22 protein-coding genes are annotated in these 25,727 nt (G+C 71.6%); 15 read left to right on the top strand and 7 right to left on the bottom strand.

Features of this window, described 5'->3' with window-relative positions; genetic code table 11:
• Positions 1-100: 100 nt before the first annotated feature.
• Both C0R66_RS11925 and leuS read left to right on the top strand, forming a co-directional pair.
• The gene (locus C0R66_RS11925) at positions 101-484 is read left to right on the top strand and encodes a DUF4870 domain-containing protein (RefSeq protein ID WP_199286659.1); all 384 of its coding nucleotides are present in this window, start codon (positions 101-103) and stop codon (positions 482-484) included.
• Positions 485-703: 219 nt separating this feature from the next.
• A complete protein-coding gene (leuS, locus tag C0R66_RS11920) occupies positions 704-3,193 on the top strand; it encodes a leucine--tRNA ligase (protein ID WP_101524872.1) in 2,490 nt (829 codons plus the stop codon).
• Between the two features lie 69 nt (positions 3,194-3,262).
• Here leuS and C0R66_RS11915 read toward each other — a convergent pair whose 3' ends face one another.
• Both C0R66_RS11915 and C0R66_RS11910 read right to left on the bottom strand, forming a co-directional pair.
• The gene (locus C0R66_RS11915; protein WP_241901425.1) at positions 3,263-4,840 is read right to left on the bottom strand and encodes a S8 family peptidase; all 1,578 of its coding nucleotides are present in this window, start codon (positions 4,838-4,840) and stop codon (positions 3,263-3,265) included.
• 88 nt (positions 4,841-4,928) lie between these two features.
• Complete coding sequence (locus C0R66_RS11910; protein ID WP_158648022.1) at positions 4,929-5,822, bottom strand: helix-turn-helix domain-containing protein; 894 nt, start codon at positions 5,820-5,822, stop codon at positions 4,929-4,931.
• A gap of 109 nt (positions 5,823-5,931) precedes the next feature.
• On the opposite strand from C0R66_RS11910, the gene C0R66_RS11905 reads away from it, so the two are divergent.
• From C0R66_RS11905 to holA, 5 genes are all read left to right on the top strand, one after another.
• Positions 5,932-6,789: a DegV family protein gene (locus C0R66_RS11905; RefSeq protein ID WP_101524870.1), complete on the top strand. Its 858-nt coding sequence runs from the start codon at positions 5,932-5,934 to the stop codon at positions 6,787-6,789.
• A 484-nt stretch (positions 6,790-7,273) separates the two neighbouring features.
• Positions 7,274-8,053, top strand: coding sequence for a ComEA family DNA-binding protein (locus C0R66_RS11900; RefSeq protein WP_199286658.1), 780 nt, complete (start codon positions 7,274-7,276; stop codon positions 8,051-8,053).
• An 8-nt stretch (positions 8,054-8,061) separates the two neighbouring features.
• Positions 8,062-9,855, top strand: coding sequence for a ComEC/Rec2 family competence protein (locus C0R66_RS11895; protein WP_241901424.1), 1,794 nt, complete (start codon positions 8,062-8,064; stop codon positions 9,853-9,855).
• Positions 9,741-10,472 (top strand): ComEC/Rec2 family competence protein, encoded by a 732-nt coding sequence (locus C0R66_RS19525; protein ID WP_338418192.1) that lies wholly within the window; start codon positions 9,741-9,743, stop codon positions 10,470-10,472. Before C0R66_RS11895 ends, C0R66_RS19525 begins: the two co-directional genes overlap by 115 nt.
• A gap of 23 nt (positions 10,473-10,495) precedes the next feature.
• Positions 10,496-11,482: a DNA polymerase III subunit delta gene (holA, locus tag C0R66_RS11890; protein ID WP_101524869.1), complete on the top strand. Its 987-nt coding sequence runs from the start codon at positions 10,496-10,498 to the stop codon at positions 11,480-11,482.
• Positions 11,483-11,610: 128 nt separating this feature from the next.
• Here the strand turns inward: holA and rpsT are convergent, their stop codons facing one another.
• Positions 11,611-11,871 carry a 30S ribosomal protein S20 gene (rpsT, locus tag C0R66_RS11885; RefSeq protein ID WP_101524868.1) on the bottom strand — a complete coding sequence of 87 codons (261 nt, stop codon included), beginning with the start codon at positions 11,869-11,871 and terminating at the stop codon, positions 11,611-11,613.
• Positions 11,872-12,000: 129 nt separating this feature from the next.
• A complete protein-coding gene (locus tag C0R66_RS11880; RefSeq protein ID WP_101524867.1) occupies positions 12,001-12,957 on the bottom strand; it encodes a phosphotransferase in 957 nt (318 codons plus the stop codon).
• A 116-nt stretch (positions 12,958-13,073) separates the two neighbouring features.
• Between C0R66_RS11880 and lepA the strand changes: the two genes are divergently transcribed.
• From lepA to hemW, 6 genes are all read left to right on the top strand, one after another.
• Positions 13,074-14,939 (top strand): translation elongation factor 4, encoded by a 1,866-nt coding sequence (gene lepA / locus C0R66_RS11875; RefSeq protein ID WP_420818768.1) that lies wholly within the window; start codon positions 13,074-13,076, stop codon positions 14,937-14,939.
• A gap of 2 nt (positions 14,940-14,941) precedes the next feature.
• On the top strand, positions 14,942-15,859 hold the full coding sequence (locus tag C0R66_RS11870) for an aminoglycoside phosphotransferase family protein (RefSeq protein ID WP_240311512.1): 918 nt from the start codon (positions 14,942-14,944) through the stop codon (positions 15,857-15,859).
• Positions 15,860-15,871: 12 nt separating this feature from the next.
• Entirely contained in the window at positions 15,872-16,519 is a 648-nt protein-coding gene (locus C0R66_RS11865; RefSeq protein ID WP_199286657.1) for an MOSC domain-containing protein, read from the top strand.
• 44 nt (positions 16,520-16,563) lie between these two features.
• Positions 16,564-18,030, top strand: coding sequence for a peptide MFS transporter (locus C0R66_RS11860; protein ID WP_101524865.1), 1,467 nt, complete (start codon positions 16,564-16,566; stop codon positions 18,028-18,030).
• 170 nt (positions 18,031-18,200) lie between these two features.
• Positions 18,201-20,024 (top strand): AMP-dependent synthetase/ligase, encoded by a 1,824-nt coding sequence (locus C0R66_RS11855; RefSeq protein WP_199286656.1) that lies wholly within the window; start codon positions 18,201-18,203, stop codon positions 20,022-20,024.
• Between the two features lie 107 nt (positions 20,025-20,131).
• Positions 20,132-21,352 carry a radical SAM family heme chaperone HemW gene (gene hemW, locus C0R66_RS11850; RefSeq protein ID WP_101524864.1) on the top strand — a complete coding sequence of 407 codons (1,221 nt, stop codon included), beginning with the start codon at positions 20,132-20,134 and terminating at the stop codon, positions 21,350-21,352.
• 17 nt (positions 21,353-21,369) lie between these two features.
• On the opposite strand, the gene C0R66_RS11845 is transcribed toward hemW, so the two are convergent.
• The 3 genes from C0R66_RS11845 to C0R66_RS11835 form a co-directional block, all read right to left on the bottom strand.
• Entirely contained in the window at positions 21,370-22,236 is an 867-nt protein-coding gene (locus tag C0R66_RS11845) for a DUF3097 domain-containing protein (RefSeq protein ID WP_101524863.1), read from the bottom strand.
• A gap of 56 nt (positions 22,237-22,292) precedes the next feature.
• Positions 22,293-22,538, bottom strand: a complete 246-nt coding sequence (locus C0R66_RS11840) for a hypothetical protein (protein ID WP_158648021.1) — start codon at positions 22,536-22,538, stop codon at positions 22,293-22,295.
• A 61-nt stretch (positions 22,539-22,599) separates the two neighbouring features.
• Positions 22,600-23,349: an MBL fold metallo-hydrolase gene (locus C0R66_RS11835; RefSeq protein WP_101524861.1), complete on the bottom strand. Its 750-nt coding sequence runs from the start codon at positions 23,347-23,349 to the stop codon at positions 22,600-22,602.
• A gap of 132 nt (positions 23,350-23,481) precedes the next feature.
• Between C0R66_RS11835 and hrcA the strand changes: the two genes are divergently transcribed.
• Complete coding sequence (hrcA, locus tag C0R66_RS11830; protein WP_101524860.1) at positions 23,482-24,507, top strand: heat-inducible transcriptional repressor HrcA; 1,026 nt, start codon at positions 23,482-23,484, stop codon at positions 24,505-24,507.
• 36 nt (positions 24,508-24,543) lie between these two features.
• Positions 24,544-25,719: a molecular chaperone DnaJ gene (dnaJ, locus tag C0R66_RS11825; RefSeq protein ID WP_101524859.1), complete on the top strand. Its 1,176-nt coding sequence runs from the start codon at positions 24,544-24,546 to the stop codon at positions 25,717-25,719.
• Positions 25,720-25,727: the final 8 nt, after the last annotated feature.

The raw sequence follows: 25,727 nt of genomic DNA, 5'->3' as shown, positions 1-25,727 counted from the left end.
CTTGCCCCTGACTCGACCCCGGAGCTGGGAACGATGGCGGCTCCGAGGTGGTTGAGTAGTGGTGAGGGCGGCGACCGTCCACCCTCGAGGAGTGATGAAGATGAGTCAGCCCTACTACGGCTCGCCCCAGGCGCCGGTTGCCACCGGTGACGAGCGCACGTTCGGCATGCTGGCCCACCTCGTGCCGCTGGTGGCCATGGTCGCCTCGGCCGGACTGCTCGGTTTCGTGGGCTCCCTGGTGATCTACCTGGTCTACCGCGACCGCGGAGACTTCGTCCGGACCCACGCGGCCAACTCGCTCAACGTCCAGATCATGACGGGCATCATCCTGCTGATCTCGTTCCCGCTGATGCTGGTGCTGATCGGGTTCGTGACCTACCCGCTGGCTCTGCTGGTGGCCTTCGTCCTGCACGTGATCGGGGCACTGAAGGCCAACAAGGGGGAGTGGTGGAGCCCGCCGCTGACCCCGCGCTTCGTCTCCTGACGTCCTTCGGGTCCTTGGGCCCCGTCCGGCTCGCGCGCCTCGCCATGACGCGCCGCACCGGACGGGGTTACCATGGCTCCATGCGTACGACGCTCCTTCTTGGCCAGCCGCGCTGATCAGCACGATCACCGCGGCCACCCTCCCTGCCCGGAGGGTTTTTTTGTGCCCCACCGCGCAGGCACCAGGGCCAGAGCAGACGCAGACGACGAGGAGACGGACATGAGCCAGCAGACCACCCCCGCACCGAGCGAGACCGACCGCGAGTCGGCGTACGACGTCGCGGCAGTGGAGGCCAAGTGGCTTCCGGTGTGGGAGCGGCTCCAGCAGTTCCGGGCCGACGACGACAGTCCCCGGGAGAAGCGCTACGCGCTGACGATGTTCCCCTACCCCAGCGGCGACCTGCACATGGGTCACGCCGAGGTGATGGCGCTGCACGACGTCGTCGCCCGCTACTGGTGGCTCAAGGGCTACGAGGTCCTCAACCCCATGGGCTGGGACTCGTTCGGTCTGCCCGCCGAGAACGCCGCGATCAAGAACGACGCCCACCCGGCGGCGTACACCTACGACAACATCGACACCCAGTTCCGATCGTTCCAGCGCTACGGCACCAGCTTCGACTGGACCCGTCGGTTCAACACCTCCGACCCGGAGTACTACCGCTGGACCCAGTGGCTGTTCCTGCGCTTCCACGAGAAGGGCCTGGCCTACCGCAAGAAGTCGCCGGTCAACTGGTGCCCGGTCGACCAGACGGTGCTGGCCAACGAGCAGGTCGTCGACGGCGCCTGCGAGCGTTGCGGCGCGGAGGTGACCAAGCGCGAGCTGACCCAGTGGTTCTTCCGCACCACCCAGTACGCCCAGGAGCTGCTGGACAGCCTGGACGACCTGGCGCCGACCTGGCCGAGCAAGGTGATCAACGCCCAGCGCAACTGGATCGGTCGCTCCGAGGGTGCGCACGTGACCTTCGACATCGAGGGCCGCGAGCCGGTCACCGTCTTCACCACCCGCCCCGACACCCTTTGGGGGGCTACCTTCATGGTGGTCGCGGCCGACGCGGAGCTGGCTCAGCGCCTGGTGGCCGAGGACCGGCGGCAGGCACTGGAGGACTACCTGGTCGAGGTGCGCAAGGCCAGCGACATCGACCGGCTGGCCACCGACCGGCCCAAGAGCGGGGTCGACCTGGGCGTGAGCGCGACCAACCCGGTGACCGGTGAGCAGATGCCGGTCTGGGCCAGCGACTACGTGCTGGCCGACTACGGCACGGGCGCGATCATGGCGGTGCCAGCCCACGACCAGCGCGACCTCGACTTCGCCCGGGCGATGGGCCTGCCGGTACGCCGCGTCGTCGACACCGGGGAGGAGAACCCGGAGGAGACCGGAGTGGCCACTACCGGGAACGGCGCCTACGTCAACTCCGGCCCGCTGGACGGCCTCACCGACAAGACCGAAGGCATCCACCGGGCCATCGAGCTGCTGGAGGCCGACGACCGGGGCACCGGGACGGTCAACTTCCGGCTGCGGGACTGGCTGCTCAGCCGCCAGCGCTACTGGGGCGCCCCGATCCCGATCGTGCACTGTGCCGAGCACGGTGAGGTGGCCGTCCCCGACGACCAGCTGCCGGTGCTGCTGCCCGAGCTGAAGGGCGCCGACCTCAAGCCCAAGGGCACCTCCCCGCTGGGCGGGGCGACGGAGTGGGTGGAGACGACCTGTCCGACGTGCGGGGGTCCGGCCCGCCGGGACACCGACACGATGGACACCTTCGTGGACTCCTCGTGGTACTTCCTGCGCTACGTCTCCCCGCACGACGAGACCCAGCCGTTCGACCAGGCACTGGCGAACGCGTGGGGCCCTGTCGACCTGTACGTCGGTGGCGACGAGCACGCCGTGCTGCACCTGCTGTACGCCCGCTTCTTCACCAAGGCGCTGCGCGACATGGGCCTGGTCGGCTGGGACGAGCCGTTCTCGGCCTACCTGAGCCAGGGAAAGGTGCTCAACCAGGGGCGCAAGATGAGCAAGTCGCTGGGCAACGGGGTGAACCTGGGCGAGCAGCTGGACGCGTTCGGCGTGGACGCCGTCCGGCTGACGCTGGTCTTCGCCAGCCCGCCCGAGGACAACATCGACTGGGCCGACGTCTCCCCGGCCGGCTCGCTGCGCTTCCTCACCCGTGCCTGGCGTCTCTCCGGCGACGTCACCAGCCAGCCCGGCACCTCGCCCGACGGCGGCGACCTGGCGCTGCGCCGGGTCACCCACCGCACGGTCGCGGACGCCGACCAGCTGGTGGCCGGCCACCGCTTCAACGTGGTGGTGGCCCGCACCATGGAGCTGGTCAACGCCACCCGCAAGGCCATCGACTCCGGGTGCGGACCGGCGGACCCCGCGGTGCGCGAGGCAGCTGAGGTAGTGGCGGTGCTGCTGTCCCTGGTCGCTCCCTACACCGCCGAGGAGATGTGGGAGCGGCTGGGCCACGAGCCCTCGGTGAGCCAGTCGGGCTGGCCCGAGGTCGACCAGGCTCTGCTGGTGGAGGACTCCGTCACCGCCGTGGTCCAGGTGCAGGGCAAGGTGAAGGGCCGGCTCGAGGTCGCGCCGGACATCTCCGAGGCCGACCTGGAGGCCGCGGCCCTGGCCGACGAGGCCGTGCAGCGGGCCATCGACGGTCGCCCGGTGCGCAAGGTGGTCGTGCGGGCACCGAAGCTGGTCAACATCGTCGTCTGAGTCGTCCCTTCGAGGACGAGCGACCACGAGGGCCCCACGGATCATCCGCGGGGCCCTCGTGCATGGGGGTCAGGGGCGGTCGAAGCCCAGGGTGTAGGAGCCGCTGCCCGCGTAGGACACCACTCGCCAGGAGTAGGTGCCGGCCGTTCCGGTGTAGGTCACCGACTCCCTGGAGGTGGAGGTGATCCCTCGGGCCACCGTGGTCCAGGACGAGCCGTTCCACCGGTCCAGGTAGAGGTCGAAGTCGGTGCCGGACGGGCCGCTCAGGCAGCCGACGTGGGTGCCGGCGACCGCCGTGAAGGAACCGCTGGTCCCGGGGAAGCGGTCGGAGTCACCGGTGCCGCTGAGCGAGCCGGTCGCTGTCTCAGGCAGGGCGCACACGCCCGGGGTCGGGGTCGGGGTGGGCGTCGGGGTCGGGGTGCTGCCGCCGGTGCCGGTGTAGAGCAGCCGGTTGGGGGAGCCGGTGCCGACGTTTGAGAGCACGCCGGGGGTGGCCGCAGACACCAGCGCGGAGGCGACGGTGGCCGGCGAGGCGCTCGGATTGATCTGCAGGTACAGCGCGGCGGCGCCGGCGACGTGCGGGGACGCCATCGAGGTGCCGCTGATCGTGTTGGTCGCGGTGTTGCTGGTGTACCAGGCAGAGGTGATCTCCGAGCCCGGCGCGAACAGGTCCAGGCAGCTCCCGATGTTGCTGAAGCTGGACCGCGCGTCGGTGCGGGTGGAGGAGCCCACCGTCAGCGCCGGGCCCACCCGGGCGGGGGAGCCGTTGCAGGCGTTGGCCCCCGAGTCGTTGCCCGCCGCCAGCGCATAGGTGACGCCGTCGGCGATCGACCGGGAGACCGCGGAGTCCACCGCGGTCGAGGCGCTTCCTCCCAGGCTCATGTTGGCCACTGCGGGTGCACCCGCGGCGTGGTTGCTGGTCACCCAGTCCACCCCGGCGATGACCCCGGAGTTGCTGCCGCTGCCGCTGCAGTCGAGGACCCGGACGGCGACCAGGCGCACGTCCTGGGCGACGCCGTAGGTCTCCCCGCCCACGGTGCCCGCGACGTGGGTGCCGTGCCCGTTGCAGTCCTCGGTTCCCCGGCCGTCGTTGATTGCGGAGTAGCCCGAGACCGCTCGGCCGCTGAACTCCGAGTGGGTGGTGCGGATGCCGGTGTCGATCACGTAGGCGGTCACGCCGGCCCCCGAGGGGGTGTAGGTGTAGGCGTTGTTGAGCGGCAGGTTGCGCTGGTCGATGCGGTCCAGTCCCCAGGTTGCCGGGGTCTGCGTCTCGGTGATGGTGACCTGACGGTCGGGCTCGATGTAGGCCACGCGCGGGTCGTTGCGCAGGGACTCCAACGCCTCCTCCGGCAGGCGGGCGGCGAAGCCGTCGAGCACGGTGCGGTAGGTGGCGGTCACCTGTGCGCCGTGGCCGCGGGCGTCGCGCCGGGCGGTGTCCACCCGGGCGTGGGACACGCCGTCGTCGAACACCACGATGTAGCGGTCGTTCGCGGCGGTGCCCAGCACCGGGGCGGGACCGTCGTCGACGGGTACGACGGTCGTCGTGGCCTGTTCGGAGGCTCCGGCCATGAGGGGGTTCAGGGTCAGCGCTGCGCCTGCCAGTGCGGCCAGGGCCAGCACCGCCGGGCGGGGGGAGTGTGTGGACATGAGGATCCTTCCCGAGAAGAGGTGAGTCCTCGAAGAGTGATCCGTTTCCGCAGCCGGCCACAAGGCGCGGCGCGGGTTAACAGTTAACTCAGGCGCCGCTCGGCGTCGGCCGCGAGGGCCAGGTCCAGCGGATGGTCGTGGTGCCGGCGGCGGCCGGAGTGGCGACCACGTGCACGCAGTGCGCCGGATCGAGGACCAGCCTGGTCTCCCTCCCGCCGCTGCTGGTCGCGGTGCACGAGGCCGGCAGGGCGGCCGGGTGGAAGCTCACCGAGAGCACGTGCTCGCCGGCCGGGAGCCTGAGCCGGCGACCGTAGGAGTCCTCCAGGGGTCCCATCCCGTCGGAGACCGCCTCGTACTCCGCGAGCACGGTCTGCCCGCGGCGCAGCGGTCGCAGGAACAGCAGCTCGGCGCCGATGATCCCGCCTTCCTCGTCGCTCGCCGTACGGCCCAACCGACAGCCGCGCAGTGCTCGGATCTCGGGCAGGGGTGCGTGGCAGTCCTCCTGGGAGTGGAGCACCACCCGCCGGTCGGGTCCGTCGGCCCGGGCTCTCATCACCTGGCGGACGTTGAGCATCCGCTGGCGCCGATCCGGGCCGATCTCGACCAGGTCGTGGACGCTGACCCGGTCCAGCTCGGCGTCCCAACGTGTGTCGAGCCCTCCCAGCACGCGCGCGACCCGCCCCTCCGGCCACAGCGAGTCCAGCTGGGTCACCACCAGGCGCCGTCGACGCGGCTGAGGTGTCGCCAAGGCCGAGCGCAGGGTCCCCGGGGGCAGGTCCAGCACCGTCTCGAGATGCGCCAGCGCCGCCAACGAGCTCTTGCGCTCGGGACGGCTCCGGCCGGACTGCCAGTAGCTCAGGGTGGCGACGCTGACCGACGCACCGCGCAGGTCCAAGTGGTCGCGGACGCGCTCCAACGGCAGCCCTCGCCTGTCTATGGCCTGGCGGAGGACCTCGGCGAAGCCGACTGGTGGGTCCGGCACCCACCACATTCAAGACCTCCCCAACCGTGGGCGCAACCGCGGCCGGCGACCGTGTCCCGCCGAACGCGACCTGACGATCCGGAGCCCGGTCCTTCGCTAGCCTTCGTCCGTGCCCCGGATCTTCATCGTCACCGACTCCACCGCCTGCCTGCCGCCCGAGGTCGCCCAGGACCGCGACATCGTCGTGGTGCCGCTCCAGGTGGTGATCGGGGCCAAGGTCCACGACGAGGGCTCCGAGGGGGCCACCCCCGAGCTGGTCGCCAGGGCGCTGCGCGACTTCGTGCCCGTCTCGACCTCGCGACCGGCCCCGGCCGCGCTGCTGGCCGTCTACCAGGAGCTGGCCGCCCGCGGGGCCGAGCAGATCGTCTCGGTCCACATCTCCGGCGACATGAGCGGCACCTTCGAGTCCGCCCAGCTGGCGGCGCGCGAGGCTTCGGTCGAGGTGCTGGCAGTGGACAGCCGGCAGGTGGGCGCGGCGACCGGCTATGCCGCGCTGGCAGCCGCCGACGTGCGGGACGCAGGCGGGGACGCCCGGCAAGCGGCCGCGGCCGCGGCCAGCCGCGCCGCGGCGTCGCACTCGCTCTTCTACGTCGACACGCTGGAGTACCTGCGGCGCGGGGGCCGCATCGGCTCTGCCGCAGCCCTGCTGGGCGGCGCCCTGTCGGTCAAGCCACTCCTGGAGATCCGGGACGGCAAGGTGGAGAGCCTGGAGAAGGTGCGCACCGCCGGTCGCGCGCTGAGCCGGCTGGAGGACCTGATCGTGCAGGCTGCGGGCGAGCAGCAGCTGGACGTCTGCGTGGCCCACCTGGCCAACCCCGAGCGGGCCGGCGACCTCACCGCGCGGCTCACGGAGCGACTCGCGGCGAACCTCGAAGGCCGCGAGGTCTGGTGCACAGAGCTGGGTGCCGTCCTGGGAGCCCACGTCGGTCCCGGGATGGTGGCCGCCGCGATCTCCCCACGCGCCTGAGCGCGAGGGTTATCCACAGCGGAGGCTCCACACCGAGCGGCGCCGGGCGCGAAGTCCCTAGCGTCGTCCTATGCGCTCCCGTCGACCCTCGCCCGAGCACGAGCAGGCCGTGGCCCGCAGGCTGGCGATGCTCTCCGCGGAGCTGGCCACCGTGCGGCCGGCCGCCACCGTCCCCCACGCTGACCCCCACGCTGACCCCCACGCTGACCCGCACCCTGGCCCCGCCGCCGGCCCAGACGCTGGCCCGGACGCCGGTCCGGTCGCGGCCTCCGACGAGCCGGTCGGCAGTGCGCAGTCCGCTGCATTCCCGTCCGGTTCTCAACGGCTGGGGTCGGGGGGCTGGGAGTGGGGGGAGCACACCAGGGTCCGTCCGGCTCCCGGTCTCGTCGCGGAGCCGGTCTCCGTAGCGCCCCAGTCGCCCGCCCCCGTGCCGGCGCCCGTGGCCCGGCACGACGATCCCGCGCCGATCTCTGCGCCGAGCTCCGTGCCGATCTCCGTGCCCGGCAGGCATGCCGCTCGCCGCGGGACCGCCGGCCTGGTGCCGGAGGGGCTCCGGGGCCGGGTCGCACTGCACCCCGCTCATCTCTCAGTCGTGGCCGTCGCGGTGGCGCTGGCCATGGGCTGGTGCTGCTGGTGGCTGGTCCGCGGAGAGACCGAGCCGGTGCTCACGCCGGTGGTGAGCGTGGACCCGACGGCTTCGACCCCTCGAGGTCCGGCGGGAGGTCCGATGGAGAGCCCGGTGGAGAGCCCGGTGGAAGGCGCGGAGCAGAGCCCGGTGCCAGGCAGCGAGGAGGGCGCCGCGCAACCGGCAGCCGAGCGGGCGACCTCGACCGTCACGGTCGACGTCGCCGGCAAGGTACGCCGCCCCGGCATCGCCGTCCTGCCCGCGGGTTCCCGCGTGGTCGACGCCCTGGAGTCGGCCGGAGGCGCCCGTCCCGGGGTCGACCTGACCGGACTCAACCTGGCCCGGCTCCTGGTCGACGGCGAGCAGGTCCTGGTCGGGATGCCGAGCGTCCCGGGCGGTCCACCGGTCACGCCCCCACCCACCGCTGGTGCCACCGGCGGGCCGGCGGCACTGGTCAACATCAACACCGCGGACCAGACGACCCTGGAGACGCTGCCCGGCGTGGGTCCGGTGACCGCGGGCGCCATCATCGGGTGGCGCTCGGAGAACGGGGGCTTCTCGTCGGTCGCCGAGCTGCTCGAGGTCGACGGCATCGGCGAGGTCACGCTGGACCAGCTGAGTCCCCTCGTGACGCTCTGACGTCCCTGGTGCGTCGACCCGTGGAGACCGGGGGGTCCGAGGTGCCGCGCCAGCGCGACCTCCGGATGCCACTGTTGGCAGTGGCGGCCTGGGGCGGCGGCCTGGTCGGCATGACGGTTGCCTGGTCCGGACTCCGGCTCCTGCTGGTGCTGGGGGTCATGCTCGGGGTGCTGCTGGTCCTGGCGGCCAGCCTGCGCGACCGACCGGGGCCGGGGGAGCCGGGGGAGCCGGGGGAGCCGGCTGCACGGGTCGGTGCACCGACGCGACGTACGGGTGGCGCGACGGTGGGGTGCGCCGCCCTGCTGCTCGGCCTGGCCGTGACCATGTCGGCCGGTGCCCGGGACCTGCACACCCAGCAGGGAGAGGTGGCTGCGCTCGCTCGGGCGGGTGCCTCGGTCCAGGCCCGGCTCACGGTGCTGGCCGATCCCAGCCTGCGGGAGGGGGAGTTCTCCGACGTGGTGGTGGTGCGCGCGCTGGTCACCGAGGTGGCCGGGCGAGGCCGGGTCTGGCGGGTCCGCACTCCCGTGGTGCTGCTCGGGGACGAGGAGTGGTTGGAGGTCCCTCTGGGAGCGACGGTGCGTGCCTCGGGGCGGCTCCTGGCCGCGGACGGGGACGTCGCGGGGCTCCTGCGGGTCCGGGGCGGGCCGGAGGTGCTCGCCGAGCCCGACGTGTGGTGGCGTGGTGCCGCGGTGGTGCGTGCGGGCATCAGGACGGCGGTGGCCGACCGGCCGGAGGGACAGCGGGCCCTGGTGCCGTCCCTGGTGGTCGGCGACGACGCGGGCCTGGACCCCGCACTGGCCGAGGACTTCCGGACCACCGGCCTGACCCACCTGCTGGCCGTCAGCGGCACCAACCTCACGCTGATGGTGGGCTTCCTGCTGGCGATCGCCCGGCTGGTCGGCGTGCGGGGCCGGGGGAGGTACGCGGTCGGAGCCCTCGGCATCGTGGGGTTCGTGCTGCTGGCCCGGACCGAGCCCAGCGTGGTCCGCGCCGCGACCATGGGCTCGGTGGCCCTGTTCGCCCTCACCCGTAACGGCACCGACCGGGGGCTTCGGACCCTGGGAGTGGCGGTGGTGGCGCTGCTCCTGGCGGACCCGCGGTTCGCCGTCTCCGCAGGCTTCGCCCTCTCGGTGCTGGCCACCGCCGGGATCCTCGTGCTGGCCCCGGAGTGGAGTGCCGCGATGTCCCGGTGGCTGCCCCGGTGGGCCTGCGATGCGATCGCCGTTCCCGCGGCCGCCCAGCTGGCCTGCACCCCGGTCGTGGCGGCGCTCTCCGGAGAGGTGAGCCTGGTCGCGGTGCTCGCCAACCTGCTGGTGGCACCCGCGGTGGCTCCCGCCACGGTGCTGGGGCTGGCCGGTGGTCTCTGCGCCGTGGTCTCACCGGCTCTGGGCCGGCTGGTGGCGCTGCCCGCCGCGTGGTCGGTGGGCTGGATCATCGCCGTCGCCCGGTGGGGCGCCTCGCTGCGGACCCCGGCGATCCCCTGGAGCTCGCGACCGTCGGGACTGGTGGTGCTCACCGCCCTGGTGGTCGCGACGGCGTGCCTGGCGCCTCGCCTGCTCGCCCGCCCCTGGCTCAGCTCCTCGGTGCTGGGACTCGTGCTCGTGGTGGTCCTGCTGCGCCCGCTCGGCGGGGCGCCCCCGACGGGTGGGTGCTGGCGGCCTGCGACGTGGGCCAGGGTGATGCCCTGGTGCTCCGCGCCGGTCCGGGCTCGGCCGTGGTGGTGGACGTGGGGCCGGACCCGCGCCCGGTCGACGCCTGCCTGCGCCGCCTCGGTGTCGAGCAGGTGCCGCTGCTGGTGCTGACCCACTTCCACGCCGACCACGTCGACGGGCTCGCGGGGGTGCTGTCGGGGCGGACGGTGGGAGAGGTGGACGTCTCACCACTGGCGGCACCGGCCTCGGCGGCGCTCGACGTACGACGGCAGCTGGAGGCGGTGGGCGCGCGCCCGGTCCTGGCGCCCCACCTGCAACCCCGGAGGGTGGGGGAGGTGCGGCTCCAGCAGGTGTGGCCCCCGCCGGGGCAGCCGGCCGACCCGGTCACCGGCGACGGGGCGAACGACGCCAGCGTGGTGCTGGTGGCCGAGGTACGCGGCGTGCGGGTGCTGCTCACCGGCGACGTGGAGCCGACCGCCCAGGCCGGTCTTGCCGACGTCGTGGGGGGACTGCAGGTCGACGTGCTCAAGGTGCCGCACCACGGGAGCCGGCACCAGGACGAGCACTTCCTGACCGGGCTGGGCGCGGAGATCGCCCTGGTCAGCGTGGGCGCCGACAACGACTACGGGCATCCGGCGCCCGGACTGGTGCGGCTGCTCGAGATGAGCGGGATGCAGGTGCTGCGCACCGACCTGGCAGGTGACGTGTGGGTGCTCGAGGACGGTGGCCGGGTCAGCACCCTCACTCGGGGCCCGGAGCGTCGGTGACGTGTGGCAGGCTTGGGCGCACCATGGCCCCGGCTCCCAGTTCGTCCCAGGTCCTCGGCCGCGTCACCCTGGTGACGGGCAAGGAGGAGTTCCTCAACGAGCGCACGGTGCACGCGGTGCGCCGGGCGGTCAGTGCGCACGACGCGGACGCCGAGCTCAGCGAGTCCCTGGCCTCGGACCTGACCGCCTCCTCGCTGGAGGAGATGTCGGCCCCGTCCCTCTTCTCCGCCACCCGGTGCGCCGTGGTCCGGTCGCTGGAGGACCTTCCGGACGACCTCTACGACCGCGTGCTGGCCTACGCCGCGGCACCGGTCGAGGACGTCGCGCTGGTGCTGATGCACGGAGGCGGGTCCAAGGGCAGCGGGCTGCTCACCAAGCTGCGCAAGCAGGCCTCCGTCACCGAGGTCAAGGCAGCCGAGGTCAAGTACGCCTCCGGCTACCAGGACTTCGTCAAGGGCGAGTTCGCCCAGCTCGGGGCCCGCGTGGCCCCCGACGCCGCGGAGTTCCTGGTGGTGGCCGTCGGCCACGACCTGCGGTCCCTCGCCGCTGCGGCCCAGCAGCTGACCAGTGACTTCCCGGGCCAGCAGGTCACCTTGGAGCTGGTCAAGCGCTACTTCGGCGGCCGGGCCGAGGCCAAGTCCTTCGCGGTCGCCGACGCCACCATGGCCGGCGACGCCGACCAGGCCCTGGAGGAGCTGCGCTGGGCCCTGGACGGCGGCACGCCCGCTGTCCTGGTGACCTCCGCGATGGCCGGCTCGGTGCGGGGCGTGGCGCGCTTCCTGGGGTCGGTGGACCGGTCCCGGGAGAACGACCTGGCCCGGGAGCTGGGAGTGCCGCCGTGGAAGGTCAAGACGATCCGTGCCCAGTCCCGCAGCTGGGACGACGTCGGGATCGCCGGTGCGCTGCGTGCGGTCGCTCAGGCGGACGCCGACATCAAGGGCGCGGCGCACGATGCCAGCTACACCCTGGAGCGGCTGGTGCTCACCCTGGTCGGGCTCAGGGCCCGCTGAGTCCCGCGCTCCGCGACCCGCGGGGAGCGACCACCGGGGCGCAGCCGCCCAGCCCTGGGCCTGTCAGAGCAGGCATGACAAAAGCGCCGTACTCCATCGGAGTACGGCGCCTTCGGCGATGAGGGGCCTCAGAGAGCGGCGGACTTCTTCGCGATGGCCGACTTGCGGTTGGCGGCCTGGTTCTTGTGGATGACGCCCTTGGAGGCAGCCTTGTCCAGCTTGCGCGCGGCCTCGCGGCCAGCGGCCACAGCCACGTCCTTGTCGCCGGACTCGGCGGCCTCGCGGAACTTGCGGACGGCGCTCTTCAGGCCGGTCTTCACGGCCTTGTTGCGCTCGTGCGCCTTCTCGTTCTGCTTGTTGCGCTTGATCTGGGACTTGATGTTCGCCACGGAAGAACCTTCGGTCTCGTTGTGCTCGGAAAATGGAAGTCTGGCTTGTCGGCTGCCTGGCAGACCCCGCAGGGTCGGGCGCCGGACATGCAGAGAAGAGAGTACCCCGCCCCCGCCGAGCCGCCCAAATCAGGTTGCGGCACCACGCACGGCGACGGTGGGGGACCACTCGCGGCGCTCGCAGAGCCATTGCCAGCAGGCCTCACCCTGCCATGCCTGGTGCGCCCGCAGGTAGGGGGAGGCGGCGGGCACCGGTAGTGCGCCCTGGGCGAGGAAGTAGCCGGCGAGCAGCGCCAGCACGCGGTCGACGTCCTCGGCGGGCACGTCCCGGAGCATCGGGCGGCGCAAGGCGTCCTGCACGTCCAGACCGTCGCCTCGTGGGCCGATCAGCGCGATGAGGGAGTCCAGCCACGGTGCCCCCAGCACCGCGGAGCCCCAGTCGCAGACCAGGACCCCGGCGTCGGTGACCAGCAGGTTGTCGTCGCGGACGTCGGTGTGGACCACCGCTGTGCCCCGGACCACCTCCAGGGCCTCGGCGGCCAGCGCGGACGCCTCGTCGGCGTGGGCGAGGCGAGGTCGCGTGGCCCGGAGGGAGGCCCAGTGGTCGCCCGCGAAGTCGTCCGCGAAGGAGCCGAGCTGCAGACCGGCCGGAGCGCTGCTGAGGTCCTCGGCCACGGTTTGCAGAGCGTCGAGCGTGGCCGAGAGGTCGACTGGCGACCAGGGGCGCCGCGGGGCTGGGCCCTCGGCGTACTGGATGCCGAGGGCCACCCAGTCGTCGTCCAGCATCCACTGCAGCCGCGGCGCCGGCACGGAGTGCGGGAGCGCCGCCAGGGTGCGGCCCTCGGTCCGGTAGGAGGAGGCGGACATCCGCTGCGCGACCGCGGAGGCTGCCTTGACGAAGTGCCGCGTCCCGTCCTCGCACACCAGCACCGAGGCGAAGCCCGGAGTGAAGCCGGCGTCGCGGGAGTGCGACGCCACCACCGCAGAGCCGCACTTGCGCTCGATGAACGTGCGCAGCCGCGGCGGCAGGAACGGCCAGTCCAGGCGTATCGCACTCGCGCCACCGGGCACGGGGTAGGTCGTCATGGTGCTCCATCCTGCTGGTGGCTCGTTCGGGTCGTCGCGGGTTCGGACACGGGGTTTGCGGCATGGAAGAATGGAGGGGACCCGCACGTACGCCGTACCGAAAGTCATCCGTGTCCCTGAAGAACGCGCCGCAGCCCGGCAAGACCGACCCGTCGATCATCCGGAACTTCTGCATCATCGCGCACATCGACCACGGCAAGTCGACCCTGGCCGATCGCATGCTGCAGCTGACCGGTGTGGTGGACGCGCGTGCAGCGCGGGCACAGTACCTCGACCGGATGGACATCGAGCGCGAGCGCGGCATCACCATCAAGAGCCAGGCCGTCCGGATGCCCTGGACCGTGCCGGCCGACAACGACGAGGGGGCCGAGCCCGGCACCTACGTGCTCAACATGATCGACACCCCCGGCCACGTCGACTTCACCTACGAGGTCTCCCGGTCCCTGGAGGCCTGCGAGGCAGCGGTCCTGCTGGTCGACGCCGCCCAGGGGATCGAGGCCCAGACGCTGGCCAACCTCTACCTGGCGATGAACGCCGACCTGCACATCATCCCCGTGCTCAACAAGATCGACCTGCCGAACGCCAACCCCGAGAAGTACGCCGCGGAGCTGGCGGGCCTGATCGGCTGCGACCCCTCGGACGTGCTGCGCACGAGCGCGAAGACGGGCATGGGCGTCGAGGCGCTGCTCAACGAGATCGTCAAGCAGACTCCGGCCCCGGTCGGCGACGCGGACGCTCCGCCGCGAGCCCTGATCTTCGACTCGGTCTACGACACCTACCGCGGCGTGGTGACCTACGTCCGGGTGGTCGACGGCAAGCTGAGCCACCGCGACCGGATCAAGATGATGTCCAACGGCGTCGTGCACGAGATGCTCGAGGTGGGCGTGATCAGCCCGGAGCCGGTCAAGGCCGGCGAGATCGGTGTCGGCGAGGTCGGGTACCTGATCACCGGGGTCAAGGACGTGCGCCAGTCCCGGGTCGGTGACACCGTCACCAGCCAGCACCACGGCGCGACCCAGGCGCTGAGCGGCTACAAGCACCCCAACCCGATGGTCTACTCCGGGCTCTACCCGATCGACGGCGACGACTACCCGACGCTGCGCGACGCCCTGGAGCGCCTGCAGCTCAACGACGCGGCCCTGGCCTACGAGCCGGAGACCTCGGGGGCCCTGGGGTTCGGGTTCCGGTGCGGGTTCCTGGGTCTGCTCCACATGGAGATCGTCCGCGAGCGGCTCGAGCGGGAGTTCAACCTCGACCTCATCTCCACCGCACCGAACGTGGTCTACGAGGTGGTGATGGAGGACGGCTCGGTCGTCCAGGTGACCAACCCGAGCGAGTACCCGGACGGCAAGATCGCCGAGGTCCGCGAGCCGGTGGTCAAGGCCACGATCCTGTCGCCCTCGGACTACATCGGCACGATCATGGAGCTGTGCCAGACCAAGCGCGGCAACCTCCAGGGGATGGACTACCTCTCCGAGGACCGGGTGGAGATGCGCTACACGCTCCCGATGGGTGAGATCGTCTTCGACTTCTTCGACCAGCTCAAGTCCCGCACCAAGGGCTACGCCTCGCTGGACTACGAGCGCTCCGGCGACCAGGCCGCCGACCTGGTCAAGGTCGACATCCTGCTGCAGGGCGAGCCGGTGGACGCGTTCTCCGCGATCGTGCACCGCGACGCGGCGTACGGCTACGGAGTGATGCTGGCGGGCAAGCTCAAGGAGCTGATCCCGCGCCAGCAGTTCGAGGTGCCGATCCAGGCCGCCATCGGTGCCCGGGTGATCGCCCGGGAGAACATCCGCGCGATCCGCAAGGACGTGCTCGCCAAGTGCTACGGCGGCGACATCAGCCGCAAGCGCAAGCTGCTGGAGAAGCAGAAGGAGGGCAAGAAGCGGATGAAGATGGTGGGCCGCGTCGAGGTCCCCCAGGAGGCGTTCGTCGCTGCACTCTCCACCACGCAGCCCACGGAGAAGTCCAAGAAGTAGCCGTGCCGGAGCACACGGCGGTGCGGGTGCCCGACGGGCTGGAGGCCCGTCGCGTGCTCGGTGAGCCGTGGGTCTCCTGGCTGGACCGCCTCCCCGCCCTGGCCCGCGAGATGCTCGGGGAGTGGCAGCTGGCGCTGGACGGTGCAGCCATGCACGGCCACTGCTCCCTGGTGCTTCCCGTCACGGACCGTGAGGGCAACGGGGGCGTGCTCAAGCTCGCGCTCCCCGACGAGGAGTCCGAGCACGAGGCGCTCGCGCTGCAGCGCTGGGCCGGCGACGGTGCGGTCCGACTGCTACGGGCAGACCCGGCCCGTCGGGTGATGCTGCTGGAGCGGTTGGCGCCCGAGAGCCTCGCCGACGTGTGGGACGTGCAGGCCTGCGAGATCGTCGGCGATCTCTACCGCCGCCTGCACCGACCCGCCCCCGCGCAGGTGCGCCTGCTCACCTCCTGCCTGGAGAGGTGGACCGCCTCCCTGGGCGAGCTGGCCGCAGGGGCGCCGCTGCCTCGGCGGCTCGTCGACCAGGCGGTGTCGCTGGGGCGGGACCTGGGCGCCGACACCTCGGCGCCCCGGTTGCTCCACACCGACCTGCACTACGACAACGTGCTCGCCGGGGTCCGGGAGCCCTGGCTGGCGATCGATCCCAAGCCGTTGGGCGGGGACCCGCACTACGAGGTGGCTCCGTTGCTGTGGAACCGCTGGGACGAGCTCGCCGGAGACGTCCGGGCCGGCGTCCGACGCCGCTTCCACGCCGTGGTCGACGCAGCCGCCCTCGACGAGGAGCGCGCTCGGGACTGGGTGGTGGTCCGGATGCTGCACAATGCCATGTGGTGCCTGTCCGACGATCGGGACCTGGCGTGGGCGGAGACTCGGCGCTTCCTCACCATCTGTGTGGCGGTCGCCAAGGCCGTGCAGGACTGAGAGGGGACGCCGGTGGGCGCGCAGGTGCTGGCCGTCAACGTGGGGCGGCCCGAGACCGGGCCGTGGACCGGGCGGGTGGGGCGTACCGCCATCCGGAAGCGGCCGGTCCACGGACCGGTGATGGTTCGCCGTACGGGCCTGGACGGGGACTCGGTGTGCGACCTGAAGTTCCACGGGGGACCCGACAGGGCGGTCTACGCGTTCGCTCGCGAGGACCTGGACCACTGGCAGACGGCCCTGGGTCGCCCAGTGCCGGACGGGCAGTTCGGCGAGAACCTGACCACCTCCGGGATCGACCTGGGCGCCGCCCTCCTGGGGGAGCGGTGGCGGGTGGGCGCCGCCCTGGTGGAGGTGGCCACGGTGCGGACCGCCTGCCGGGTCTTCGCCAACTGGATGGGTCTGCGCGGCTACGACGACACCGCGTGGATCAAGCGGTTCACCGCCCACGGGCGCCCCGGCGCCTACCTGCGGGTGCTGGAGGAGGGGGCGGTCGAGCGCGGCGACGAGCTGGAGGTGGTGCACCGACCGGACCACGGCGTGACGATGCAGCTGGCCTTCCGTGCGCTCACCACCGAGCGAGCACTGCTGCCGGAGCTGCTGGCGGTCGACGACCTCGCCGAGGACCTCAGGAGGAAGATCACACCGCGCCTCGCCCGCTGAAGGGCGAAGGATGCGGGTGCTCGGGCCAGGGGTACGTTCGAAGGGTGAGAAGCTCGCACACCGAAAGCACACCGCAACCCACCGACCGGTCCTTCTTCGGCCAACCGCCGGTCCTGGCCAACTTGTTCGGGGTCGAGCTGTGGGAGCGGTTCAGCTTCTACGGCATGCAGGGGATCCTGCTGATCTACCTGTACTTCAGCGTCTCCGACGGTGGCCTGGGGATGGACCGGGCGGTCGCGGCCGGGATCGTGGGGGCCTACGGCGGATCGGTCTACCTGAGCACCATCCTGGGCGCCTGGTTCGCCGACCGGGTCCTCGGGCCCGAGCGCACGCTGTTCTACTCAGCCGTCCTGGTGATGATCGGCCACGTGGCGCTCGCCGTCCTTCCTGGCCTCGCGGGGGTGGGGGTCGGACTGGTGCTGGTCGCCCTCGGCAGCGGCGGGGTCAAGGCGAACGCGACCTCGCTCGTGGGGTCCCTCTACGGCGAGCACGACGACCGCCGGGACGCCGGCTTCTCGATCTTCTACATGGGGATCAACATCGGTGCCCTCGTCGGCCCCCTGCTCACCGGAGTGCTCCAGAAGGAGTGGGGCTTCCACTTCGGCTTCGGTCTGGCCGCGATCGGCATGGCGTTCGGCCTGGCGCAGTACGCCCGCGGGCGCAGCCGGCTGCCGGAGGAGACCCATCACGTCCCCGACCCGCTGCCCGCGGGCGCCCTGCCCCGGTACGGCGTGGGCGCGGTGGCGGTGCTGGCCCTGATCGTCGTCCTGGTCCTCGTCGGGGTGATCACCGCGGGCCGGCTCGCCGACATCGTCATCTGGGTCAGCGTGCTGGCGTCCGTCGGGCTGTTCGCCCTGATGCTCGCCGACCGTGCGGTCGTCGGCCAGGAGCGGAGTCGAGTGCTGGCGATGATCCCGCTCTTCGTCTGCAGCGCGGTCTTCTGGTCGCTCTACCAGCAGCAGTTCACCGTGGTCACCATCTACGCCGACGACAGGCTCAACCGTGACCTGTTCGGCTGGGAGATGCCGATCTCCTGGGTCCAGTCGATCAATCCCGTCTTCATCATCGTGTTCGCCGGCGTCTTCGCGGCCCTGTGGACCCGGCTGGGCGACCGTGCGCCGCGGACGCCGGCCAAGTTCGGTCTCGCCGCCGTGGTCATGGGGCTGGCCTTCCTGGCCTTCCTGCTCATGCCGGCGGGCGAGAACTCGGTGCCCCTGGTGGGGCTGACCGCGATCCTGCTGCTCTTCACCATCGCCGAGCTCCTCATCTCCCCGGTGGGGCTCTCGGTCTCCACGAAGCTGGCTCCGGCCAAGTACCACACCCAGATGGTGGCCCTGTTCTTCCTCTCCGTCGCCCTGGGCTCCGCGGTCTCGGGCAAGCTGGCCGGCTACTACCACCCCGACGACGAGACCGGCTTCTTCCTCATCATCGGCGCGGTCTCGGTGGCGGTCGGGCTGCTCGTGCTGGTCGCCAAGACCCCGATCCAGCGGTTGATGGCCGGGGTGCGCTGAGACGGACCGGCGCGCGCCTGCGGACCGGCTGAGGGCCGTCCGGGGGAGGCGTCTCGAATCACGGTGCAAAGCGGTGAATTGCTACCGGCCAGTTGGACAGTGATCTAGGTTACTTCCAAGCAGACCGGGCGGCGTTAGATGCGCCACTAACCGCAAGTACAGGGAGTCGCATGCCCATCAACCACGACAGCAGCTTCATGGCGAATCTGCTCCCCAACGTGGCCGTCCAGTTCCACGACCGCGTGGCCAAGTCGCCCGAGCGCGAGGCGTTCCGCTACCCCACCAAGTCCGAGAGCTGGGAGTCGGTCACCTGGGCGCAGGCCGGCGAGGTCGTCGACAAGCTGGCAGGGGGCCTGCTGGCCCTGGGGCTGCAGCCCGAGATGCGGGTGGGCATCGCCTCCGGTACGCGCTACGAGTGGATCCTGGCCGACCTGGCGATCATGTGTGCCGCCGGCGCGACCACGACGGTCTACCCGAGCACCAACGAGGATGACACCGCCTACATCCTCAGCGACTCCGAGAGCCGTGTCGTGTTCGCCGAGGACGACGAGCAGATCGCCAAGCTGGTCAACCGCAAGTCCGAGCTGCCCTACGTCAACAAGGTCGTGACCTTCGACGGTCGGAGCGACGGGGACTGGATCATCGGACTGGAGGACCTCGCCGAGCTCGGCGAGCAGTACCTGGCCGCCAACCCCGGCATCATCGCCGAGAAGGCAGCCGGGATCCGTCCCGACCAGCTCGCGACCCTGATCTACACCTCCGGGACCACGGGCCGCCCCAAGGGCGTCCGGCTGCGCCACGAGTCGTGGGTCTACGAGGGTGCGGCCATCTACTCCCAGGACATCCTCAGCGAGGACGACCTGCAGTTCCTGTGGCTCCCGATGGCCCACTCCTTCGGCAAGGTGCTGCTCTCCACGCAGCTCGCCTGTGGGTTCCCCACCGCGATCGACGGGCGGGTGGACAAGATCGTGGAGAACCTCTCCATCGTCAAGCCCACCTTCATGGGTGCCGCTCCCCGCATCTTCGAGAAGGCGCACGGCAAGATCATCACGATGCAGGCCGCCGAGGGCGGCATCAAGGAGAAGCTCTTCCTCAAGGCCTTCGAGGTCGGGCTGAAGGTCGAGGAGCTCAAGCGGGACGGCGAGTCGATCCCATTCGGCCTCAACCTCCAGCACGGGGTCCTGGACAAGCTCGTGTTCTCCAAGATCCGGGCCCGTTTCGGCGGTCGCGTCCGGTTCTTCATCTCCGGGGCGGCAGCGCTCAACCAGGACATCGCGGAGTGGTTCCACGCCGCGGGCATCACGATTCTCGAGGGCTACGGTCTGACCGAGTCCTCCGCCGGCTCCTTCGTCGGGCACCCCGACGACTTCAAGTTCGGCACCGTCGGCACCGTGTTCCCCGGCTCCGAGGTCAAGCTCGGAGACGGCGACGAGGTCCTGATCAAGGGTCCGGGTGTCATGGACGGCTACCACAACCTGCCCGAGGAGACCGCCAAGGCGCTGACCCCCGACGGGTGGCTGCACACCGGCGACAAGGGGTCGCTGGACGAGAACGGCTTCCTGACCATCACCGGTCGGATCAAGGAGCTCTTCAAGACCTCCAACGGCAAGTACGTCGCCCCGCCGGCCATCGAGTCCAAGTTCAAGGCCGTCTGCCCCTACGCGAGCCAGTTCATGGTCTTCGGCGACGAGCGGCCGTACTGCGTGGCGCTGGTCACCCTCGACCCGGACGCCATGGCCGTCTGGGCGGAGGAGAACGGGATGGCCGGGTCGTCGTACACCGACATCGTGCGCAGCGACAAGGTCAAGTCGATGGTCCACGACTACGTCGAGGAGATGAACGGCCAGCTCAACCGCTGGGAGACCGTGAAGAAGTGGGAGCTCCTCGACCACGACCTCACCGTGGAGTCCGGTGAGCTGACTCCCTCGATGAAGGTCAAGCGGAACGTGGTGCAGAAGAACTACACCGACGTCATCGACAAGATGTACGCCTGACCCAGCACCCTTCACCACCTGTGACGACGGGTGCCGGCTGAGCTGCCGGCACCCGTTCGTCATGTCGCCATTGGGCCCTCTTTCCCACGCCGTGGTGGGATGGAGGCGTGCCATCCGTCCAACTCTCCGCCGAGCCGGTCCCCGCCGACGGCGCCCTCCCGGAGGCAGCCCTGCTCGGTGCCGCCGACCGGCCCTTCGGCCTTTACGTGCATGTTCCGTTCTGCCGGGTTCGCTGCGGCTACTGCGACTTCAACACCTACACCGCCACCGAGCTCGGTGACGTGACCGGCGCATCGGTCTCCTCCTACGCCGATGCGGCCATCGCCGAGCTACGGCTGGCCCGCCGGGTCCTCGGGTCCGTCGACCGGCCGGTCTCCACCGTGTTCTTCGGCGGAGGGACCCCCACGCTGCTGCCGCCGGGCGACCTGGGCCGGATCCTCGCCGCCGTGCGCTCGGAGTTCGGCCTGGCCGACGACGCCGAGGTGACGACCGAGGCCAACCCCGACAGCGTGAGCGCAGCGGACCTGGCGCTGCTGCGCGAGTCGGGGTTCACCCGGCTCTCGTTCGGCATGCAGTCGGCCGTGCCCGCGGTGCTGGCGACGCTGGACCGGACGCACGACCCGCTGCGAGTGCCGCTGGCGGTGCAGTGGGCGCGTGCGGCAGGCTTCGAGGAGCTCAGCCTCGACCTCATCTACGGCACGCCGGGGGAGTCGATGGCGGACTGGGCGACCTCGCTGGAGGCGGCACTGGCCAGCGACCCCGACCACGTCTCGGCGTACTCCCTCATCGTCGAGCAGGGGACCGCGCTGGCGCGACGGGTCCGTCGCGGCGAGCTGCCGATGCCCGACGACGACGACCTGGCCGACAAGTACCTGCTTGCCGACGAGCGACTCTCCGCGGCCGGGTTCGACTGGTACGAGGTCTCCAACTGGGCGCGGCGCGAGCGCAGCCGCTGCCGGCACAACTGGCTGTACTGGACCGGCGGGGACTGGTGGGGCGTCGGTCCCGGCGCGCACTCCCACGTCGGCGGAGTCCGGTGGTGGAACGTCAAGCACCCCGCGGCCTACGGTCAGCGGCTGGCCCAGGGCAGCAGCCCGGGGCAGGGCCGGGAGGTGCTGACCGCCGAGGACCGCCACACCGAACGGGTCCTGCTGGAGCTGAGGCTGCGCGAGGGACTGGACCGCGCAGTGCTCGATCCGGCGGGCCGTGCCAGGATCCCGACCGTGCTGGACCGGGGCCTGGCGGTCCTGGAGGGGGAGCGGTTGGTGCTCACCCGTGAGGGCAGGCTGCTGGCTGACGGCGTCGTGCGCGAGCTGCTGCCCGACTGACCAGGACCAGCCGCCCCTCAGGGCGCGGTGACGAAGTCGATGAGCTCCTCGACCCGGCCGAGCAGCGAGGGGTCGAGGTCCTGGAAGCCGCGTACGGCGCCGAGGACGTGCTTCCAGGCCCGGGCGATGTCCGCCTGGTCGCGGTGCGGCCATCCGAGCTGCTGGCAGGTGCCCTTCTTCCAGTCGATCGACCGGGGAACGTCGGGCCAGCGCGAGAAGCCGAGCCTGCTGGGCTTCACCGCCTGCCAGATGTCGATGAACGGGTGGCCCACGATCAGCACGTGCTTGCCCACCTGCGAGCGCATGATGCCCTGGGCGATGCGGCTCTCCTTGGAGCCCGGCACCAGGTGGTCCACCAGCACCCCCACCCGACGGTCCGGTCCCGGCTTGAAGTCGAGCAGGTGGTCGGCGAGGTCGTCGACGCCTCCCAGGAACTCCACGACGACCCCCTCGATCCGCAGGTCGTCGCCCCAGACCTTCTCCACCAGCTCGGCGTCGTGCCGGCCCTCCACGAAGATCCGGCTCTGCCGGGCCACCCGGGCCTTCACCCCGTGCACCGCGACGGAGCCGGACGCGGTCCGGGTCGGCTTGGCCGGGGTCGCCACCTGCACGGGCGGGGTCAGCACGACCGGTGCACCCTCGAGCAGGAAGCCCGGCCCCATCGGGAACGTGCGCCGCTTGGCGCGCCGGTCCTCCAGGGTCAGCGTGCGCAGGTCGCGGTCGATCGCCACGATCTCCCCGCACCACTGGGTCGTCACCTCCTCCACCACCAGACCCAGCTCCGCGGCGTGCTCGGTGGCACGACCGCGTGCGGGCTTGCGCCAGTCGGTGGCGAGGACGTCGGAGCCGTATCGGTCAGTGGGGCGATCAGTGGAGGAAGGCACCAGCCAACGCTAGGCACCCGGTCACCCCGGGCGACGCCGACGCGCCGGGGAGCGGCTCAGGACTGCCCGGGCTCCTGATCCTCGTCCCCGAGCAGGTCCAGCTCCTCGGGACTGCGGGTGGTCGGGTCGTCCGGGTCCAGGGGCCGGGCCAGCGGGTTCTCCTCCGGCCGCAGGTCCTCCGGCAGCTGGTCGTCGTCGACCCCGGCCAGGTTGGGCTGCTCGGGGGCGGTGCCGTTCTCGTCGTCGGCGGTGGCGTCACCGCTGCTCGAGGGGGCGTCGGGCATCTCGGGGGGCTGGCTCATGTCAGGCGAGTACCCAGCGCGGCCCCGGGGCAGTCACACCCGGGCAGTCGGAGCAGGGCAGTCACACCAGGGGCAGGCGCTTCTGGCTGCGTGGCAGCTGCTCGAAGCCACGTGCGACCGCCTCACCCAGCGCCTCCGCGGGGAACGGCCAGGAGCCGGCGCCCAGAGCCTGGACCACCGGGACCCCGCGACCGGCGAGGTCACGGATGGTCTCGGCCACGATGCCGATCTCGGCCCGCTGCTGCTCCACGAAGTCGCGGTCCACCGTGGCTCCGTGTCCGGGCACGACGACCGAGGCGGAGGTGGTCAGGCTCAGCACCACGTCCAGGGCTAGCGGCCACTCGAACGGCCAGGAGTCCTCACCGTAGGAGGGCGGCGCCGACTCCTCGACCAGGTCGCCGGCGAGCAGCACGTCGACGTCCGGCACGCGCACCACGGTGTCGCCGGACGTGTGGCCCCGACCCGGGTGCACCAGCTCGACCGTGCGGCCCCCGAGGTCCAGGACCCGGACCGAGGAGAAGGGGTGGGTGACGTCGACCACCGCGGCGGACTCGTGGGCATGGACCGGGACACCGGCGAAGGCCGGGTTGCCGCCGACGTGGTCGAAGTGGTCGTGGGTGTTGACCACCGCGGTGACCTCGCCCGCTCCGAGGCCCCGCACGTCACGGGCGATCTCGCGTCCCACCGCCTCGGACTCACCGGTGTCGACCAGCAGCACGCCGTCCGCACCGGCCACCACGACGACGTTGACGTCGTGCTGGGCGTACCGTGCCACCCACACGCGGTGTGCCACCTCTGTGAACTCAGCCATGGCGGCGAGCCTAGTCCCGCGTGGCGCGCCTAGTAGACTTGGCACTCGCGGGCCCGGAGTGCCAGTCGTACCGGTCCCGTGCCCTGCCTGCCCATCAGCTCGAACCCCATCATCTCGACGAGGAGTGACCCAGTGTCGGAGGACCGCAAGCTCGCCGTCCTGCGTGCCATCGTGGAGGACTACGTGGCGACCGAGGAGCCGGTGGGTTCCAAGGCGCTGGTGGAACGTCACGGTCTCGGCGTGTCTCCGGCGACGGTGCGCAACGACATGGCGGCACTGGAGGACGAGGGCTTCATCCACCAGCCTCACACCAGCGCTGGCCGGGTGCCCACCGACAAGGGCTACCGCCTGTTCGTGGACCGGCTCACCACGGTGAAGCCGATGAGTGCCGCGGAGCGGCGCGCGATCTCAAGCTTCCTCGACGGCGCAGTCGACCTGGACGACGTGGTGCAGCGCTCGGTACGGACGCTGTCCCAGCTCACCCGCCAGGTGGCAGTGGTGCAGTACCCCACGCTCTCGCGCAGCACCGTCCGCCACGTCGAGGTGGTCGCGCTGGCGCCCACCCGGCTGCTCGTGGTGCTGATCCTGTCCACCGGCCGGGTGGAGCAGCGGCTGGTGGACACCGAGGGGCTGACGCTGGACGACGAGCTGCTCGCGGAGCTGCGCACCCGGGTCAACGGGGCCGCCGGCGGCCAGCGGATCGCCGATGCCGGAACCGCGCTGGCCGCCCTGCCCGACGAGGTCGCGGAGCCCGAGCGGCCCCTGGTCGCCGCCGTCGTCGACGCCCTGGCCGAGGCCATGTCGGACCACCGCAGCGACCAGCGGGTGGCGGTGGGCGGTGCGGCCAACCTGGCGCGCTACGGCGACAGCTTCGAGACCGCCGTGCGTCCCCTGCTGGAGGCCCTGGAGGAGCACGTGGTGCTGCTGAAGCTGCTCGGCGAGGCCACCAGTGGCGGCGCCGTCACGGTGCGCATCGGAGCAGAAGGTCCCTACAGCGAGCTGGCGGCGACCAGCGTGGTCGCGACCGGCTACGGTGCCGGCCCCGACGCGCTCGCGAGCCTGGGCATCGTAGGGCCCACGCGGATGGACTATCCCGGGACGATGGCGGCCGTCAGGGCTGTCGCGCGCTACGTGTCGCGCATCCTCGACGAGGCCTGAGCCCCCCATGCAGATGACAGACGAGAAGGACGAAGTGTGAGCCAGGACCTGTACGAGCTGCTCGGTGTCGCCCGCGACGCCGACGGCGACGCCATCAAGAAGGCCTACCGCCGGCTGGCCAGGCAGCTGCACCCGGACGTCAACCCCGATCCGGAGACGCAGGAGAAGTTCAAGGAGGTCTCGGCCGCCTACGAGGTGCTGTCGGACCCCCAGAAGCGCGCCTACTACGACCGCGGCGGCGACCCCTTCGGGGCTGGCGGCGCCGGCGGGTTCAGCCAGGGTGCGGGCTTCTCGTTCACCGACATCATGGACGCGTTCTTCGGCGGCGGCGCACCCGGCGCCCAGGCCGGTGGCCGCGGTCCGCGACCCCGCACCCGACGCGGGCAGGACGCCCTCATCGCCCTCGAGGTCGAGCTGGCGGAGGCGGCCTTCGGCGTCACGCGCGAGATCAAGGTGGACACGGCCGTGGTCTGCACCGCGTGTCACGGGGCGGGCGCCGCGCCCGGCAGTACACCGGTGCCCTGCGAGACCTGCCGCGGAGCCGGCGAGGTGGCCCACGTGCAGCGCTCGTTCCTCGGCGAGATCAGGACCCTGCGCCCGTGCGCGGCCTGCCGCGGCTTCGGCACGATCATCCCCGACCCCTGCCGCGAGTGCGGTGGCGACGGCCGGGTCCGGTCGCGCCGCACCCTCAACGTGAAGATCCCGCCGGGCGTCGACGACGGCACGCGGGTGCAGCTCGCCGGACAGGGCGAGGTCGGCCCCGGTGGTGGGCCCGCCGGCGACCTCTACGTGGAGATCAGGGTGGCCGAGCACGCCACCTTCATCCGGAACGGGAACGACCTGCACTGCACCGTCTCGGTGCCGATGACGGCCGCAGCGCTCGGCACGAGCCTGACCCTGCCGCTGCTGGAGGCGGACCTGGCCTCCGAGGACCCCGACCTGCGCACCACCTTCGACCTCGAGGTGCCGGCCGGCACTCAGTCCGGTGCCGAGCAGGTGATCCGCGGGTTCGGCGTCCCGGGGCTGCGCGGTGGCCGCGGCGACCTGATCGTCACCACGGTCGTCGAGACGCCCAGTCGGCTGGACGCCCGCCAGGAGGAGCTGCTGCGCGAGCTGGCCGCGATCCGTGGCGAGGAGTCCCCCGAGGGCACCGTCAAGGACTCGCAGAAGTCCGTCTTCGGGCGGCTCCGCGACGCCTTCAACGCGCACTGAGGGTTGTC

Origin of the sequence: Nocardioides houyundeii (assembly GCF_002865585.1) — a bacterium.
GTDB lineage: Bacteria > Actinomycetota > Actinomycetes > Propionibacteriales > Nocardioidaceae > Nocardioides > Nocardioides houyundeii.
This window is presented reverse-complemented; position numbering and strand designations above follow the sequence as displayed.